General features: G+C 68.1%; 15 protein-coding genes and 1 tRNA gene. 10 read left to right on the top strand and 6 right to left on the bottom strand.

What is annotated here, in order from left to right; translation table 11 throughout:
- Window positions 1-58 precede the first annotated feature (58 nt).
- Window positions 59-604, top strand: a complete 546-nt coding sequence (locus LC452_RS11510; protein ID WP_223625299.1) for a TetR/AcrR family transcriptional regulator — start codon at window positions 59-61, stop codon at window positions 602-604.
- A gap of 12 nt (window positions 605-616) precedes the next feature.
- Here LC452_RS11510 and LC452_RS11505 read toward each other — a convergent pair whose 3' ends face one another.
- From LC452_RS11505 to LC452_RS11495, 3 genes are read right to left on the bottom strand one after another with little or no spacing between them, the layout of a single operon-like run.
- Complete coding sequence (locus tag LC452_RS11505; RefSeq protein WP_223625297.1) at window positions 617-2,290, bottom strand: FAD-binding oxidoreductase; 1,674 nt, start codon at window positions 2,288-2,290, stop codon at window positions 617-619.
- The gene (locus LC452_RS11500; protein WP_223625294.1) at window positions 2,287-2,976 is read right to left on the bottom strand and encodes a lysophospholipid acyltransferase family protein; all 690 of its coding nucleotides are present in this window, start codon (window positions 2,974-2,976) and stop codon (window positions 2,287-2,289) included. Before LC452_RS11500 ends, LC452_RS11505 begins: the two co-directional genes overlap by 4 nt.
- Window positions 2,976-3,797 (bottom strand): SDR family oxidoreductase, encoded by an 822-nt coding sequence (locus LC452_RS11495; protein WP_223625291.1) that lies wholly within the window; start codon window positions 3,795-3,797, stop codon window positions 2,976-2,978. Before LC452_RS11495 ends, LC452_RS11500 begins: the two co-directional genes overlap by 1 nt.
- A 105-nt stretch (window positions 3,798-3,902) precedes the next feature.
- Between LC452_RS11495 and LC452_RS11490 the strand changes: the two genes are divergently transcribed.
- From LC452_RS11490 to LC452_RS11480, 3 genes are read left to right on the top strand one after another with little or no spacing between them, the layout of a single operon-like run.
- Window positions 3,903-4,685: a hypothetical protein gene (locus LC452_RS11490; protein ID WP_223625288.1), complete on the top strand. Its 783-nt coding sequence runs from the start codon at window positions 3,903-3,905 to the stop codon at window positions 4,683-4,685.
- Complete coding sequence (locus LC452_RS11485; RefSeq protein WP_223625285.1) at window positions 4,682-6,946, top strand: SDR family oxidoreductase; 2,265 nt, start codon at window positions 4,682-4,684, stop codon at window positions 6,944-6,946. Before LC452_RS11490 ends, LC452_RS11485 begins: the two co-directional genes overlap by 4 nt.
- Window position 6,947: 1 nt before the next feature.
- A complete protein-coding gene (locus LC452_RS11480; RefSeq protein ID WP_223625282.1) occupies window positions 6,948-7,751 on the top strand; it encodes a ferritin-like domain-containing protein in 804 nt (267 codons plus the stop codon).
- A gap of 10 nt (window positions 7,752-7,761) precedes the next feature.
- Here the strand turns inward: LC452_RS11480 and LC452_RS11475 are convergent, their stop codons facing one another.
- Window positions 7,762-8,556, bottom strand: coding sequence for an AraC family transcriptional regulator (locus LC452_RS11475; protein WP_223625280.1), 795 nt, complete (start codon window positions 8,554-8,556; stop codon window positions 7,762-7,764).
- 160 nt (window positions 8,557-8,716) lie between these two features.
- On the opposite strand from LC452_RS11475, the gene LC452_RS11470 reads away from it, so the two are divergent.
- The 4 genes from LC452_RS11470 to LC452_RS11455 are packed head-to-tail and all read left to right on the top strand — an operon-like array spanning window position 8,717 to window position 12,639.
- Complete coding sequence (locus LC452_RS11470; RefSeq protein WP_223625278.1) at window positions 8,717-9,760, top strand: ABC transporter substrate-binding protein; 1,044 nt, start codon at window positions 8,717-8,719, stop codon at window positions 9,758-9,760.
- A gap of 25 nt (window positions 9,761-9,785) precedes the next feature.
- Window positions 9,786-10,805 carry an iron chelate uptake ABC transporter family permease subunit gene (locus LC452_RS11465; RefSeq protein WP_223625275.1) on the top strand — a complete coding sequence of 340 codons (1,020 nt, stop codon included), beginning with the start codon at window positions 9,786-9,788 and terminating at the stop codon, window positions 10,803-10,805.
- Window positions 10,802-11,845: an iron chelate uptake ABC transporter family permease subunit gene (locus tag LC452_RS11460; RefSeq protein ID WP_223625272.1), complete on the top strand. Its 1,044-nt coding sequence runs from the start codon at window positions 10,802-10,804 to the stop codon at window positions 11,843-11,845. Before LC452_RS11465 ends, LC452_RS11460 begins: the two co-directional genes overlap by 4 nt.
- Window positions 11,842-12,639 carry an ABC transporter ATP-binding protein gene (locus tag LC452_RS11455; RefSeq protein ID WP_223625270.1) on the top strand — a complete coding sequence of 266 codons (798 nt, stop codon included), beginning with the start codon at window positions 11,842-11,844 and terminating at the stop codon, window positions 12,637-12,639. Before LC452_RS11460 ends, LC452_RS11455 begins: the two co-directional genes overlap by 4 nt.
- 10 nt (window positions 12,640-12,649) lie before the next feature.
- On the opposite strand, the gene LC452_RS11450 is transcribed toward LC452_RS11455, so the two are convergent.
- Together LC452_RS11450 and hisN are read right to left on the bottom strand one after the other, a co-directional pair.
- The gene (locus LC452_RS11450) at window positions 12,650-13,219 is read right to left on the bottom strand and encodes a hypothetical protein (protein WP_223625269.1); all 570 of its coding nucleotides are present in this window, start codon (window positions 13,217-13,219) and stop codon (window positions 12,650-12,652) included.
- Window positions 13,220-13,239: 20 nt separating this feature from the next.
- Entirely contained in the window at window positions 13,240-14,037 is a 798-nt protein-coding gene (hisN, locus tag LC452_RS11445) for a histidinol-phosphatase (protein ID WP_223625267.1), read from the bottom strand.
- A 154-nt stretch (window positions 14,038-14,191) separates the two neighbouring features.
- Here hisN and LC452_RS11440 point away from each other — a divergent pair.
- Together LC452_RS11440 and LC452_RS11435 are read left to right on the top strand one after the other, a co-directional pair.
- Window positions 14,192-14,264 (top strand) — tRNA-Lys (locus LC452_RS11440).
- 76 nt (window positions 14,265-14,340) lie between these two features.
- On the top strand, window positions 14,341-14,709 hold the full coding sequence (locus tag LC452_RS11435; RefSeq protein ID WP_223625265.1) for a hypothetical protein: 369 nt from the start codon (window positions 14,341-14,343) through the stop codon (window positions 14,707-14,709).
- Window positions 14,710-14,724 lie beyond the last annotated feature (15 nt).

The raw sequence follows: 14,724 nt of genomic DNA, 5'->3' as shown, positions 1-14,724 counted from the left end.
CGGCGGCGCTTCCCGCACCGAGCCGAGGGCCGACACCCCGCTTCGATACGATGGGGGGATGGGCGAAGCCGGCATAGAGGACAGGATCTTCCGTGCCGCCCTCGAGATCCTCCGAAAGCGTGGGCCTCTCGCCGTCAGCGTGGAATCGGTCGCGGCGGCATCGGGCGTCGCGAAGACGACGATCTACCGGCGTTTCCAGAACCGTGAGGAGATGCTCACCTCCGCCGTCGCATCCATCTCCGCCGTCGACGTGATCCCAGAGGATCTGGCGACCGAGGACATGATCCGCTGGGTGCTCAGTCACGCGCGGGACACCATCGAGAACGTCGTCGGGCGGGGGACTCTGGCGGCGGTCGTGCTCGATTCGGATCCTGGTTTCACCACCCTGCTGCGCGGGATGATCCGCACGACGACCGCCCCGCTGCGCGACGAGATCCGCGCACGGGCGCAACGAGGGGAGATCCGGCGCGACCTCGACGTCGAGCTGATCATCAGCCTGCTGCTCGGCGGAGTGGTCGCCGAGATGATCCGGGGCCGCCCGACGGACGACGCCTGGGTCGAATCGGTGCTCACCCTGGTGTGGCCGGCTTTCGACGCTCGCTGAGCGTCCGCACGCTCAGTCCGCGAGGATCTTGTTCGGGTTGAAGTTCGCGCCCTTGTCGGCGCCTTCGAACAGCGCCGTCATGACCTTCACTCCCTCTGCCGAGATGTCTTCCTCGAGCCAGGCCGAGTGCTCGCGCCCGACACCGTGGTGGTGTGAGATCGTGGCGTCGTTGTCGACGAAGGCCTGCTGGATCGCGCTCTTGACGGTGTCGTACTCGCCGATCGGGTCGTCGCCGAAGACGAAGGCGAACGTGAAGTACAGGCAGGCACCCGAGTGGTAGGAGTGCGACATGTGCGACATGATCCAGCCCTTGCGGCCGATCTCGTCGTAGGCCTTCTGTGCTGCCGCGTACACCGCGTCATGCACGGCCGTCAGCTTCGACCACGGCGCCGCCGTCTCGGACACGTCACCCGCGGCGCCCATGTCGAGCAGGAAATCGCGCAGGTACGGGGTGTCGAACTTCTTCTGGTCGTAGAGGATGCCGGGGCCTTCGCCCACACCCATGCCGCCGTGCTTCTTCACGATCGCGTCGACGAGCTTCTTCTGACGCTTGGCGTGGGCGGTGCCGCCCTCGTAGCCGATGAACGACAGGCAGATGTCGTCGAGGTTCCAGCCCTTCGATGACATGAGGCGGGGGAGCACCGTCTCTGCCGTGAACTTCGAGAAGCCCTGACGCTGCTTGCTGGTCGCCAGCGTGAACCCCGTCTCGCGGGCATCCGAGATGCGGGTGATCGAGGGCGTCGCATCGGACTCGGCGATCGCGCGCATGGCCGCGATGCCGGCATCCCAGTTCGGGAAGAAGTAGGCGTAGATGTTGCGCTTCTCGGGTACGCGGTGCACCTGCACCGTGACCTCGGTGATGACGCCGAGGCGCCCTTCGCTCCCGAGGATCATCTCGCGGACGCTCGGTCCGCTGGACGTGCTCGGCAGCGGACGCAGGACGAGGACGTCGCCCGGGCGCACGACGCGCAGGCCGCGGGCGATGTCGGCGATGTCGCCGTACTTGTCAGACTGCATGCCGGAGGAACGGGTGGCGACCCAGCCGCCTACCGTCGAGTGCGTGAAGCTGTCGGGGAAGTGGCCGATGGTCCACCCCTGGGCGTTCAGCTGCGCTTCGAGGTCGGGCCCCTGGGCGCCGGCCTGGATGCGGGCGAGGCCCGACTCCGTATCGATGTCGATGACCTCGCGCAGCCGGCCGAGGTCGAGCGACACGATCGTGCGCTTCTCGGCGGGGACGGGTTCGAGGCTGCCGGCGATGTTGCTGCCGCCGCCGAACGGGATGATGACGGCGTCGGCCGCGACGGCGGCATCCACGATCGCCTGCACCTGTGCCTCGTCGGCGGGATAGACGACCACGTCGGGGCTGCGGAGGATCGCATTGCCCCGGATACGCACGAGGTCGCGCAGGCTCTTGCCGTACGTGTGCACCACGCGTGCCATGTCTTCGGTGGTCGCATGCCCGTCGCCGACGATCGCGGCCAGCTGCTGCACGAACGCGGCGGAGGCGTTGCTCTCGGGGACGTTCAGCTCGGCGAAGGAAGGCTCGCTCGCGCGCGTCGCGCTGCCGAGGTCGAGCCCCACGGCGTACTCGACGAAGGGCGCGAAGCCGGGCTTGTCCTCGTGGTGGAAGCCCACCCCGTCCTTGCCCCAGCCCCACCACTTCATGTGCGCGACCGTGTTGCTCATACATGTCCCTTCTGCGCGTGCTCCGCAGGTGCTGCGAGCACGGATGAGTGCAATCGTCGGACTTCGTCTGCAAGTCGACGGGAGAAGTCTTCTGCTGATTCTTGCGCATCGGGCAGCATCGGCGCGCCGAGCACGACCGCGACCGGCAGTCGTCCGGGCTTGGGCCAGTTGCGGCCGCGCGGCATCGCCGTCGACGCACCCACCAGGGCGATCGGCACGCACGGGACCCGGGTCGCCACAGAGAGCGCGGCGGCGCCCGGCTTGAAGCGTCCGATCTCGCCGGACTTCGAGCGACTGCCCTCCGGGAAGATCAGCACCGGCACTCCTCGAGTGAGGAGCGACCGGGAGAGGCCTCCGCGTTTGCGTTCGCCGTTCCGCTCGATCGCGAACGCCCCGAAGAACAGGATGGTCAGCGCCTTGCGCCACCACACGTCGAAGAAGTAGTCCGCGGCCGCACCGGCGGCGAGGTAGCGGGAGAGTCGGCGCGGAAGCCATCCCATGATGAGCGGCGCATCGAGGTGGCTCGAATGGTTGGCGACCGCGATGAAGGGCGCCTTCAGCCCGTCGAGTCTCTCGGCTCCGTGCACGGTGACCGCCACGAGGTTCCAGACCAGGGGCTTGAGGAGCGCGCGCTGCGCGAGGAATCGAAGTGCCGCGAGGGGCTTCGATGTGAAGCGGTCCGTCATCAGGAGTCCTCGGTCGTCGTGGAGGTGGTCAGGGGGTCGGTCTGCTCGACGGGTCTGCTCCGCCGAGAGGAGATCTTGCCGGAGATCCATCGGATGACCGAGCGCGGCAGGTGCCGGGCGAACCATCCGATCGCACGATAGCGCCCCGTGGGGATCGAGATGACCCGGCCGCGGTCAAGATCGGTGAGCGCGGTGCGGGCTACGACCTCGGGTCCGATCCACAGCCAGCCGGGTATCGAGCTGGCACGGGCGCCCGATCCGGTGTGCCAAGGGGTGGTCACCCAGCCAGGGAGCACGGCGGTGACGGTGACGCCCGTTCCGCGCAGTTCGACAGACAGGCTCTGCGAGTACGAGGTCACCCACGCCTTCATCGCGGCGTAGGAGCCCGTGGTGAAGAGGCTCTGCAGGCTCGAGACGTTGATGATCGCTCCGGTGCCGCGATCGCGCATCGTGCGCCCGGCGGCGCCGCCGAGCAGCAGAACGGCGGTGCACATCACGGCGAACCCGCGATCATGGGCAGCGGTGTCGCTCGACGTCAGTTCCGCGCGAACGCCGGAGCCGGCGTTGTTGACCAGCAGATCGATGGGGCGCTCCGGGTCTTCGATGCGGGCGACGACCCGTTCGACGTCGGCTCGTTCGGCCAGATCGGCACTGATCGTGTCGACGGAGATCCCTCGCGTGCTGCTCAGTGCGGCCGCCGCGGATGCCAGTCGCTCCGTGTCGCGGGCGACGAGCACGAGGTCGTAACCACGGGCGGCGAGTTGTTCCGCGAACGCGGCACCGATGCCCGAGGTTCCGCCCGTGATGAGAGCCGTAGCCATGACGTTCACCCTACGCTACGGGACCCGTAGCGTAGGGAGGTTAGACTCCGTCTAGTCGATCTAGCTCAGGGAGGGCAGCGGATGCGGGAATTGGAAGTGACCTCGATGGATGACGCGCGGATCCCTGCCCCGGGATTCGACGTGCGGGAGTTCGCGCGGACAGCCGCCGGGAGCCATCGGGATGCACTCGACCTCGAGTCGTATCGGAGCACACCGGTGACCGACGACACGCTGCGGATCCTGCGATACATGCAGATCATCGAGCGCGCCACCATGACGCACCTGCGGAGCGTCCTCGTCACCGCGACGCACAAGGATGCGCGGATCACTGCCTTCCTCACGACGTGGGCCTATGAAAAGTACTGGATCGCCGACGCGATCGAGCAGATCCTCCTCGCCCACCAGCCCGAGGGCGCCGAGCCGGACCGTTCGCCGTTCATCACACCCGTCGAGCGCACCATCCGGGAGTCGATCTTCGCGAACATCGTCGGCGTGCCCATGATCGCGGTGCACATGGCTCAGGGCGCCGTCGACGAATGGATCACGCAGGCCGCGTACCGCCGCCTCATCGATCTCGACCCGAACCCGCAGCTGACCGCCACCGTCACCAGATTCCTCGAGATCAAGGAACGACAGCTGGTGTTCTTCGAGGCGCAGGCGCGGTTCCGGCTGGAGAGATCCGCCCAGGCCAGGAAGCTCACGCGCCGCCGGCTCGCCCGCGTCTCGTGGCCGATCGGCGCCAAGGCGCAGTCGCGGGCCGACACCGACTTCTACTTCTCCCATCTCTTCGCAGATCGCGCGGCTCTGATCTCTGAGCTCGACGGCCGCGTCGACTCCCTTCCCGGCCAAGGCGGACTGGGACTCTTCCGAAAGGCTGCTCGCCTGTGACCTCTGCCATCACCACGCCCGCCGCATCCCTGACGGATGAGCACGTCTTCCTCACCGGAGGCACGGGGTTCGTCGGTCAGGCGATCCTCGAGCGCCTGCTGTCGAGCCATCCGGGCACCCGGATCACCGTGCTCGTGCGAAGCAAGGGCAGCCAGACGGGGCAGACGCGGCTGGCCAACATGCTGCGCAAGCCCGTGTTCGCGAAGTGGATCGAGTCGCTCGGCGAGGAGGCCGCCCGCGAGGAGTTCGCGCGACGGGTGAAGGCGCACGAAGGCTCGCTGACCGATGTCGGTGAGCTTCCCGACGACATCGACGTCGTGCTGCACAGCGCCTCGACCGTCTCCTTCGATCCGCCCATCGATGAGGCCTTCGACACCAACGTCGGCGGTGCGTACGGCGTCTATGGCGCGCTGCTCGCCAGCAAGAGCGACCCGCACGTCGTCCACATCTCCACCGCGTACGTCGGCGGCATCCGCAAGGGCATCGCCCCTGAGGCCTCGCTCACGCACGATGTGGACTGGCGCGCGGAGTACGAGGCGGCGAAGTCGGCGCGGGTGCGCGTCGAACTCGAATCGCGCCAGCCCGAGGCGCTGCGCAGACAGCTCGAGAAGGCGCGAGGGCGCCACGGCAAGACCGGACCGCAGGCCGTCGCACAGTTCGCGGAGACCGCCCGCGCCGAGTGGGTGCGCGAGCGGCTCGTCGACTACGGCCGCACGCGCGCCGAGAGTCTCGGCTGGACCGACGTCTACACGCTCACGAAGGCGTTCGCCGAGCGCGCCGCCGAGGAACTGTGGTCGCAGGCGGGGCATCGCCTCTCGGTCGTGCGACCCTCGATCATCGAGAGTGCGCTGCGGCATCCGTTCCCCGGGTGGATCGACGGCTTCAAGGTCGCCGACCCGCTCATCATCGCCTACGGACGCGGCCAGCTTCCCGACTTCCCCGGCCTCCCCGACTCGATCCTCGACATCATCCCGGTCGACTTCGTGGTGAACGCCGCGCTCGCTGTCGCGGCGAGGCCGGCCGAGCCGAAGAAGCCGCAGTACTTCCAGGTCGTGTCCGGAGCGACCAACCCGCTGCCGTTCCACCGCATGTACGAGAACGTGAACTCGTACTTCACGCGCAACCCGCTGCCCGACGAGCACGGCGACATCACCGTGCCGCGTTGGCGCTTCCCCGGGGGCGAGAAGGTCGAGAAGGCCCTCGTCCGCCGCGAGCGTCAGGCGGTGCAGATCGAGAAGGTCATCGAACGGCTGCCTGCGGGCGACCGGACGACGCGCTGGCTGGAGAAGATCTCGAAGGGCAAGTTCGCGCTGACCCAGCTGCGGGGATTCACCGAGCTCTACCGCGCCTACGTGCAGACCGAGATCGTCTTCGACGACAGCAACACCCGGGCGCTGCTCGCCTCGCTGCCCGAGGCCGTGCAGCGCGACGAGGGCTTCGACGTCGCCGAGATCGACTGGGAGGACTACTTCCAGGAGATCCATTTCCCCGCCGTCACCACGCTGACCCGGGCTTTCGGCAAGCGACGCCCCGCGGGCACGAAGGCAGAGCGCACGTTGCCGGTGCGCGAAGGCGTCGTCGCGATCTTCGATCTCGAGGGCACCGTGCTGGAGTCCAACCTCGTCAAGCAGTACCTGCAGCTGTGGAGTGCGACCGTGCCGCGGAAGCGGCTCGCGCACGACCTCGTCGACTTCGTCTTCTCGCTGCGTCGGTACTGGCTCGCGGAGCGGCGAGACCGCGGTGCCTTCATCCGCGCGTTCATGCGACGCTACGAGGGCTTCCGGGTGACCGAGATCCAGCGCGAGGTGCGGGGGCGGTTCGGTCGCGCGATGATGCGACGCGCACTGCCCGAAGCGCTCCAGCGCGTGCAGGAGCACCGCGCAGCCGGACACCGCACGGTTCTCGTGACGGGGACGATCGACCTGATGGTGGAACCGTTCGTGCCGTTCTTCGACGAGGTGGTCTCCGGGCGGATGCAGGAGCGCGACGGCGTGCTCACCGGCTTCCTCGCCGGACCTCCGCTGGTCGACGAGGCCCGAGCTGCGTGGCTCCGCCGCTACGCGGAGCAGAACGGCGTCGACCTGGAGCACTCCTTCGGCTACGGCGACAGCCACGCCGACCTGGTGTGGCTGCAGCTGCTCGGCAACCCGCATGCCGTGAATCCGGACATCCCGCTGTCCCGCCACGCGCGGGAGAAGCGCTGGAAGGTGGTTCACTGGAAGCGTGGACCGAAGCGAGACTCCCTGACGGAAGGTGCCTGACATGGCATTCGACATCGACAAGTACACCGCGACCTCGGTCAGCGTGAACTGGCAGGATCTCGACTTCGACGAGTTCAAGACCAACCCGCTGCCGGAGTCGACGCTGCGGAGCCTCCGCTACATGTGCGACATCGAGTACCACACGGTGTGCTACCTGCGCGATCTGCTGGTCACGCCCTCGCACAAGGAAGCCGACGTCAGCGCGTTCATGACCATGTGGAACCGCGAGGAGTTCTGGCACGGCGAGGCACTCGCCGCTGTGCTGGGAGCGCATGGCATCACGGTCGATTTCGACCAGCTCAAGGCGACACGCCTCAAGCTGGGATGGAAGGATCGTCTGGATCCGATCAAGCAGTCCCTGCTCGGCAACATCGTCGGCAAGGACTTCATCGCCGTGCACATGATCTGGGGAGCCGCGAACGAGTGGTCGGCGGTCGCCGCCTACAACCGCCTCGCGGAGCTGGAGAAGCACCCCGTCCTCGCCGAGCTTCTCAAGCGCATCGCCAAGCAGGAGGCCCGTCACGTGGCTTTCTACGCCACCCAGGCGCGCGAGCGCCTCGGAGCAAGCAAGAAGGCGCAGAAGCTCGCGCGGTTCGCCCTCAAGAACGCCTGGGGACCCGTGGGCTCGAGCGTCATGGAGCCTGCCGAGGTCACCCACGTGATGGGGCACATCTTCGCCGGCGAGGAGGGGCTGCGGGAGATCCGCAAGCTCGACGACCACATCTCCAAGATGCCCGGGCTCGAGGGGCTCACGATCGTGGAGTCGTCGATGAAGAAGTACGGCGTCGAGGCGGCTGCCGCCTGACGCCTTGCCGTCACCCGCGTGAGCGGGCCGACCTCCGCGCCGCGACGCTGCCGCGTGCTCTGCGCTTCGCTCGGATGTAGGTGGCCGGGCTCGAACCGAACACCTGGCGGAACGCCTTGATGAATCCGGTCGAGGTGGCGTACCCGACGATCTCCGAAGCTTCCGCGACGGAGAGCCCCTCGACGAGCAGACGTTCGGCCGCATAGACCCTCGCGCGCGTGCGCCACTGCCGGAAGGACAGCCCGGTGTCGGCGAGGAATGCCCGATGCAGCGTCTTGGTGCTGACACCCAGCTCGTGCGCCCACGCCTCGAGCGCGCGATCCTCATGGGGGTCCGCGATGATTGCCGTGGCCACGAGACGCGCCCGTGGGTCAGACGGCACCGTCAGCGCGTCGTAGCTCTCCTCCGTCGCGGCGAGGATCTCGAGAAGCAGATCCAGCGAGGCGTTCAGACGCCGTCCGGCGCCGCGGCCTGCGCAGAGGTCCTCCATGATCGCGGCCGCCACGGCATCGACGGGGAGCACGAGCGGTCGAGCCCACCGATCCTGGGGGAGGCGAATCTCGGGGGAGAGGTACAGGCTGAACATCGCGCCCGCACCGATCATCCGCATCTCGTGCTCGGTGTGGGCCGGTATCCACACGAGGTGATCCGCGTGCAGATGCCATCGGGCGTCTCCGACGCCCACGCGTGCGCCGCCGGGGATCCACGCCAGCTGATCGGCGTCGTGCACGTGAGGTTCGAAGAACTGCTCGGGCGTCACACTCTCGCGATGTGCCTCGAGATTCTCGGATGTCGCTTCAGGCACAGCATCCACTCTCTTCCCCGCTCTGAACGGAACTTGATCTTTCCGAAGGGACACTCCTGGTTCGTCGGTCGACGATCCACGTCCTCTCAGGATGATAGCAAGTGAGGTAAGGCTTCACTATGTTGGTGGCGTCACCCGTGCTTTCCACCCGAGGAGTCCCATGTCCCGCTCGCTCCGGCGCGCCCCGAGAATGCTCGTCGCATTCGCATCGCTCATCGTCGCCGCATCCGCTCTCTCCGCCTGTGCGGCCGCCGACGCCTCCTCGGACGACGCAGGCTCCTCCGACAGCTCCGGCGCCTACCCTTTGACCGTCGAGCACGTCTACGGCGAGACGACGATCGAGGAGAAGCCGGAGCGCATCGTCACGCTCGGCTGGTACTCGCAGGATGTCGTCGCGGCTCTCGGCGAGGTGCCGGTCGGCGTCGAGGACTTCACGTGGGGGAACGTCGACACGTACCTGCCCTGGTTCGCCGACAAGGTGGACGAGCTCGGCGGAGAGCTGCCCGAGATCATCCCGTTCACGGACGCCGGCGAGTACGACTTCGAGCAGATCCTCGCCCTCGCGCCCGATGTGATCCTCGCGAACCACTCGGGCATCACCGAGACCGACTACAAGCGCCTGTCGGAGATCGCCCCGACGGTCGGGTTCGCCGAGTCGGTCTGGGCCTCGGACCGCGAGGACCTCACCCTGACGATCGGCTCGATCCTGGACAAGGAGGAGGAGGCGCAGCAACTGCTCGATGAGGCGGATGCCGCCGTGGCGGCTGCAGCAGAAGCCCACCCCGAGTTCGAGGGCATCGTCTTCACCTATGGCTGGTACCTCGCCGAAGGCGAGACATCCCTCGGCCTCTACCTTCCGCGCGATCCGCGCGTTCCGCTGTTGGAGCAGCTCGGTCTCACCTCCTCGCCGGATGTCGCCGCGTTGGAGGGCACGACCGACCAGTTCTTCGCCAACGTGAGTCTCGAGGAACTCGGCGACATCGAGTCGCAGTTCCACATCGGATGGGCGAACTCCCCGGAAGAGATCGCGTACACGGTGGATGACGCGCTCGTCTCGCGCTGGGCGCCGATCGCCGCGGACTCGTACTACTTCTTCGAGGACCAGCGCCTCGGCTGGGCGACCACCGCGCCGAGCGTGCTCAGCATCCCCGCGACGATCGACGACCTCGCCGCAGCACTGTCCGCGGCCGTTCCCGCGAACTGAGGTGTCGCAGCTGGCGACCCGCGCCGTGGAACGTCTTCCGACGTCCCGCGGCGCGGCCGCGCGTACCGGCGGCCTGGTGCTGGCGGTCGTCATCCTGGCGATCTCGGTCGTCCTGAGCCTGATGGTGGGCGCGAAGGCGCTGTCGCCGGTGACCGTGCTCGCCGCCCTCTTCGACTTCGACGGATCGGACGCGCAGGCGATCGTCCGCGACGCGCGACTGCCCCGAACGATCGTCGGGCTGGTGGTCGGCCCCGCGCTGGGGGTGTGCGGCGCTCTCATCCAGGCCTTCACCCGCAACCCGCTCGCCGACCCCGGCATCCTCGGGGTCAACGCCGGTGCGATGTTCGCCGTGACGCTGGGGGTGGGTGTGCTCGGCATCCGCGCACCTCAGGCGTATGTCTGGTTCGCGCTGATCGGCGCTCTGGTCGTGACCCTGGTGGTCTACCTGATCGGGGCCGCCGGTCGCGGTGGCCCGTCGGCCGCGCGGATGACCCTCGCCGGTGTCGCCATCGGTGCGGTGCTCAGCGGCATCACGTCGATCGTGATGCTCAAGAACATCGAGATCTTCAGCGCGCTGCGCTTCTGGAGTCTGGGGAGTCTTGCCGGACGCGACGAGAACACGGTGGCGATCATCGCTCCGTTCCTCGCCGTCGGCGTCGTGCTGTCACTCCTCCTGGCCCGTCCGCTGAACGCGATCTCGCTCGGCGACGATCTGGGGCGGACCCTGGGCGCACGACTCGTCCGCACCCGGGTGCTGTCGGTGATCGGGGTCACGATCCTGGCGGGCGGCGCCACGGCCCTCGCCGGCCCGATCGCCTTCATCGGACTCATGGTGCTGCACGCGGTGCGCTGGTTCACCGGACCGGATCAGCGCTGGATCATCGCCTATTCGGCTCTCGTGGCGCCGAGCATGCTGCTGCTGTCCGACGTCATCGGCCGCGTCGTGCTGCCGACGGGGGAGTTGCAGGTGAGCATCGTCACCGCGGTCCTCGGTGCGCCGGTGCTCGTCGCCCTCGCCCGCCGGAAGAAGGTGAGTGGACTGTGACCGCCCTGCACACGGAGCAGGCGCCCCGGATGCTGACGATGCGCGTCGGCGCGACGATCTGGCGGCTCCAGCATCGCACGCTCGTGGTGCGGATCGTGCTCGTCGTCCTGCTGCTGCTCCTGGGTGCCGTGGCGCTCACCATCGGCACCTTCCAGCTCGATCTGACCCAGGTGCTCTCCGCGCTGACCGGCGGCGGCGAGGACAACATCCGCAAGCTCGTGGTCGAGTGGCGGCTGCCGCGAGTGCTGTTCGCCGTGCTCGGCGGCATCGCCCTGGGAGTCAGCGGCGCGATCTTCCAGTCGCTCACCCGCAACCCGCTCGGCAGTCCCGACGTGATCGGCTTCGACGCCGGCTCGTACACGGGCGCGCTGCTCGTGATGCTGGTCCTCGGCAGCGTGTCGTACACGTCGATCGCCGTCGGCGCCGTCGGAGGCGGGGTGCTCACGGCCCTGCTCGTCTACGTGCTGGCGTATCGCCGCGGCATCCAGGGCTTCCGATTCATCATCGTCGGGATCGGCGTCTCGGCCTTCCTGGTCGGTATCAACAGCTACCTGCTCATCCGCACGGGTGCGGAGGAAGCGCGCGCGGCGGTGGCGTGGGGATTCGGATCGTTCTCGGCCCTCGGTTACGAGCAGCTCGTGCCGTTCAGCATCGTGCTGCTGCTCATCCTGCCGCTGGTCGCGATCACCCGCCGCGGCTTCGCACTCCTCGAGCTCGGCGACGACGCAGCGACGGCGCTGGGGGTGAATCGTGAGCGCTCGCGCCTGGTGATGACCGTGCTGGGCGTCGCGCTCACCGCCATCGTCACGGCCGCCGCGGGCCCGATCGCCTTCGTCGCCCTCGTCGCTCCCCAGGTCGCGCGACGGCTGGTGCGGGCTCCGGGACTCGACATGACGAGCGCGGGTCTGCTGGGGGCCGTGCTCCTGCTCGCCGCCGACTTCGTCGGTCAGCGCATCGACATCACGGTCGGCCTCGTCACGGTCGTCGTGGGCGGCGCCTACTTCGCCTGGCTGCTCATCAAGGAAGGGTTCCGTCGATGACCGAACTGCCCACCACTCGACTGCACGCCTCGGGTGTGACGATCGGCTACGACCGGAGGATCATCTCGACCGACTTGTCGGTCGAGATCCCGGACGGCTCCTTCACCGTGATCGTGGGGCCGAACGCCTGCGGGAAGTCGACGCTGCTGCGGGCCCTCTCCCGGCTGATCGAACCGGAGGAGGGCACGGTGGTGCTGGACGGCAAGGACATCCACAGCTACCGGGCCAAGGACGTCGCCCGCCGGGTCGGCCTGCTGCCGCAGAGCTCGCTGGCGCCCGACGGGATCCGCGTGGCCGATCTGGTGGGGCGGGGGCGGTATCCGCATCAGTCGATGCTGCGGCCGTGGTCGGATGACGATCAGGTCGCGGTCGACGAGGCGATGGCCGCCACCGGGGTCACCGAGCTGTCGGGACGCCTCGTCGACGAGCTCTCCGGAGGCCAGCGCCAGCGCGTCTGGGTGGCGATGGTCCTCGCGCAGCAGACACCGCTCCTGCTTCTCGACGAGCCGACGACATTCCTCGACATCGCGCACCAGATCGAGCTTCTCGAACTGCTCACCGATCTGCACGATGCCGGAAGCACGCTCGTGGCGGTGCTGCACGACCTGAATCACGCCGCCCGCTACGCCACGCACCTCATCGCGATGAAGGACGGCGCCGTGGTGGCGGAGGGAAGTCCTGCGGACATCGTGACCGCCGAGCTGGTCGAGGAGGTGTTCGGGCTGCCTTGCGTGGTCGTGCCCGATCCGATCACCGGCAAGCCGAGCGTCGTGCCGATCGGGCGGGTGCGCTGAGACGCGGGCGTCAGCCCGCCCACTCGATGAGGACCAGACCCTGTTTGGTGTCGGCGAGTTTCACCCAGCCGTCGCCGAACAGATACGTCATGCCGTAGCCGTCGTCGTCGGTGCCCATGGAGTACTGCGGGTCCTCGGTGAAGTAGATGCCCTCGGGGGCGTCTTCGCGTCGCCAGCCGCCGGCGACCAGCGCCGTCTGAGCCCGCGCCACCTCGTCGACGGTGATCGGAGACCAGCCGTAGAGCTGCCCGTGGTCGGAGCCGACCGAGTAGTCGGCCCAGAAGCAGAGGAGGCCGGCGGTCAGTTCGACATCGCCGATCACGAACTCCTTCGGCTCCGAGGACCAGCCGGCGCTGGAGAGAGCATCGACCGTGCCGGCCGAGATCATCGTCTCGCAGGAGATCTCCGCAGCGGGCTCGGTCGGTTCGGGCGTAGCCACCGGCTCCGCGCTGATGTCGGGGGTCGGCGCCGCGGATGCGGAAGGAGAGGGCTCGGGCGGCTCGGCGGGCGCCGCGCACCCGGCCAGCACGGCGAGGCTCAGGAGCCCACCGGCTGCGGCGGAGATGATGCGGCGTGACATGGCTGGCCTCGTGGTCGGGTTCAGTCGTGCAGGAGCGTCAGGAAGGCGTCGTGGAGGATGCCGTTGGTGGCAAGTGTCGAGCGCGCCGAGATCGTCTCGTCGCCGTCGAACGAGGTCATGCGACCGCCGGCCTCGCGCACGATCGGGACCGCCGCTGCGATGTCGTACTCCTTGACATCGAACTCGGCGACCATGTCGATGCGCCCTTCGGCCAGGAGCATGTAGGCGTACACGTCGCCGTACGCGCGGTCGCGCCAGACACGATCGGCGAGAGCGAGGAGGGCATCGCGCTTTCCGGCATCCGTCCATTGCGCGATGCTCTGGAAGCTGACGCTCGCGTCATCGAGGGAAGCCACCTTCGACGTCTGGAGGCGTCGGGGGCCGTCGTCGGTCGCGGTCCACGCTCCGGCACCCGCAGAGCCCCACCAGCGCCGCCCGAAGGCCGGCATGCTGACGACCCCGACCTGGGGGACGCCGTCGACGGCGAGGGCGATCATGGTGCCCCACAGCGGCACTCCGCGGAGGAAGTTGGCCGTGCCGTCGATCGGATCGATGATCCACTGACGCTGCGTGCTTCCCTGCGCGCCGTACTCCTCGCCGAAGATGCCGTCCTCGGGACGTTCGACCTCGAGGATGCTGCGGATCGCGCGCTCCGTGGCGAGGTCGGCATCCGTCACGTGCGAGTTATCGGCCTTCGTCGAGATCTCGAGGTCGGCGGAGTCGAAACGCGGCAGCGACTGCGCATCGGCAGCGTCTGCGAGGCGGAGCGCGAGCTCGAGATCACGAGACACGAGTCCGTCACGGGGGGAGGTGGTCACGGTCCAAGAATAGTCGCTCGTGCAGAGCGGCCAGAGGGACGTTCCGCCAGGTTTCACGCCCTCGGGTCGACGGCCACGCCCGGGGTGGCTTCGATTTCGCCTGGGACCGATCGGCTGGTAATGTAATTCCTCGGTCGGGGTCATCCCGGGCCACGCACCTCTAGCTCAATCGGCAGAGCAACTGACTCTTAATCAGTGGGTTCTCGGTTCAAGTCCGAGGGGGTGCACGGATCAGCCTCGTGGACACTCTCGCCAGTGTTCACGGGGCTTTTCTGCTTCTCGGGTGCGACGTAGGGTTCGGGTATGGAAACCACGCCCGAACTCGTCTCGGAACTGCGCCCGGACGACGTTTTCGTCTTCGGATCGAACGCCGGCGGTCTGCACGGCGGCGGCGCGGCGCGGATCGCCCATGAGCGCTTCGGCGCGGTGTGGGGCGAGGGGCACGGTCACCACGGCCAGACGTACGCGATCGACACCATGAGCGGTCTCGAGACACTGGCACGGGAGGCGGGCGACTTCGTCGCGTACGCGACGGCACACCCGGAACTGCGGTTCCTGCTGACGCCGGTCGGATGCGGTATCGCCGGGTACACGCCGCAGCAGGTCGCGCCACTCTTCGCCGGCACCCCGACGAACGTCACCGTCCCTGCCGCCTTCGCGTCCTATCTCTGACACGACATGCGCTAC

Source organism: Microbacterium sp. EST19A (assembly GCF_019969685.1).
GTDB lineage: Bacteria > Actinomycetota > Actinomycetes > Actinomycetales > Microbacteriaceae > Microbacterium.
The sequence above is the reverse complement of the archived record's forward strand: the minus strand, read 5'-3'. Positions and strand labels throughout refer to the sequence as shown.

Bases quoted from the DNA above. Each gene is read 5' to 3' on its own strand.
- LC452_RS11510 (WP_223625299.1), top strand. From the start codon at position 59: ATGGGCGAAGCCGGCATAGAGGACAGGATCTTCCGTGCCGCCCTCGAG.
- LC452_RS11505 (WP_223625297.1), bottom strand. From the start codon at position 2,290: ATGAGCAACACGGTCGCGCACATGAAGTGGTGGGGCTGGGGCAAGGAC.
- LC452_RS11500 (WP_223625294.1), bottom strand. From the start codon at position 2,976: ATGACGGACCGCTTCACATCGAAGCCCCTCGCGGCACTTCGATTCCTC.
- LC452_RS11495 (WP_223625291.1), bottom strand. From the start codon at position 3,797: ATGGCTACGGCTCTCATCACGGGCGGAACCTCGGGCATCGGTGCCGCG.
- LC452_RS11490 (WP_223625288.1), top strand. From the start codon at position 3,903: ATGGATGACGCGCGGATCCCTGCCCCGGGATTCGACGTGCGGGAGTTC.
- LC452_RS11480 (WP_223625282.1), top strand. From the start codon at position 6,948: ATGGCATTCGACATCGACAAGTACACCGCGACCTCGGTCAGCGTGAAC.
- LC452_RS11470 (WP_223625278.1), top strand. From the start codon at position 8,717: ATGTCCCGCTCGCTCCGGCGCGCCCCGAGAATGCTCGTCGCATTCGCA.
- LC452_RS11455 (WP_223625270.1), top strand. From the start codon at position 11,842: ATGACCGAACTGCCCACCACTCGACTGCACGCCTCGGGTGTGACGATC.
- LC452_RS11450 (WP_223625269.1), bottom strand. From the start codon at position 13,219: ATGTCACGCCGCATCATCTCCGCCGCAGCCGGTGGGCTCCTGAGCCTC.
- LC452_RS11435 (WP_223625265.1), top strand. From the start codon at position 14,341: ATGGAAACCACGCCCGAACTCGTCTCGGAACTGCGCCCGGACGACGTT.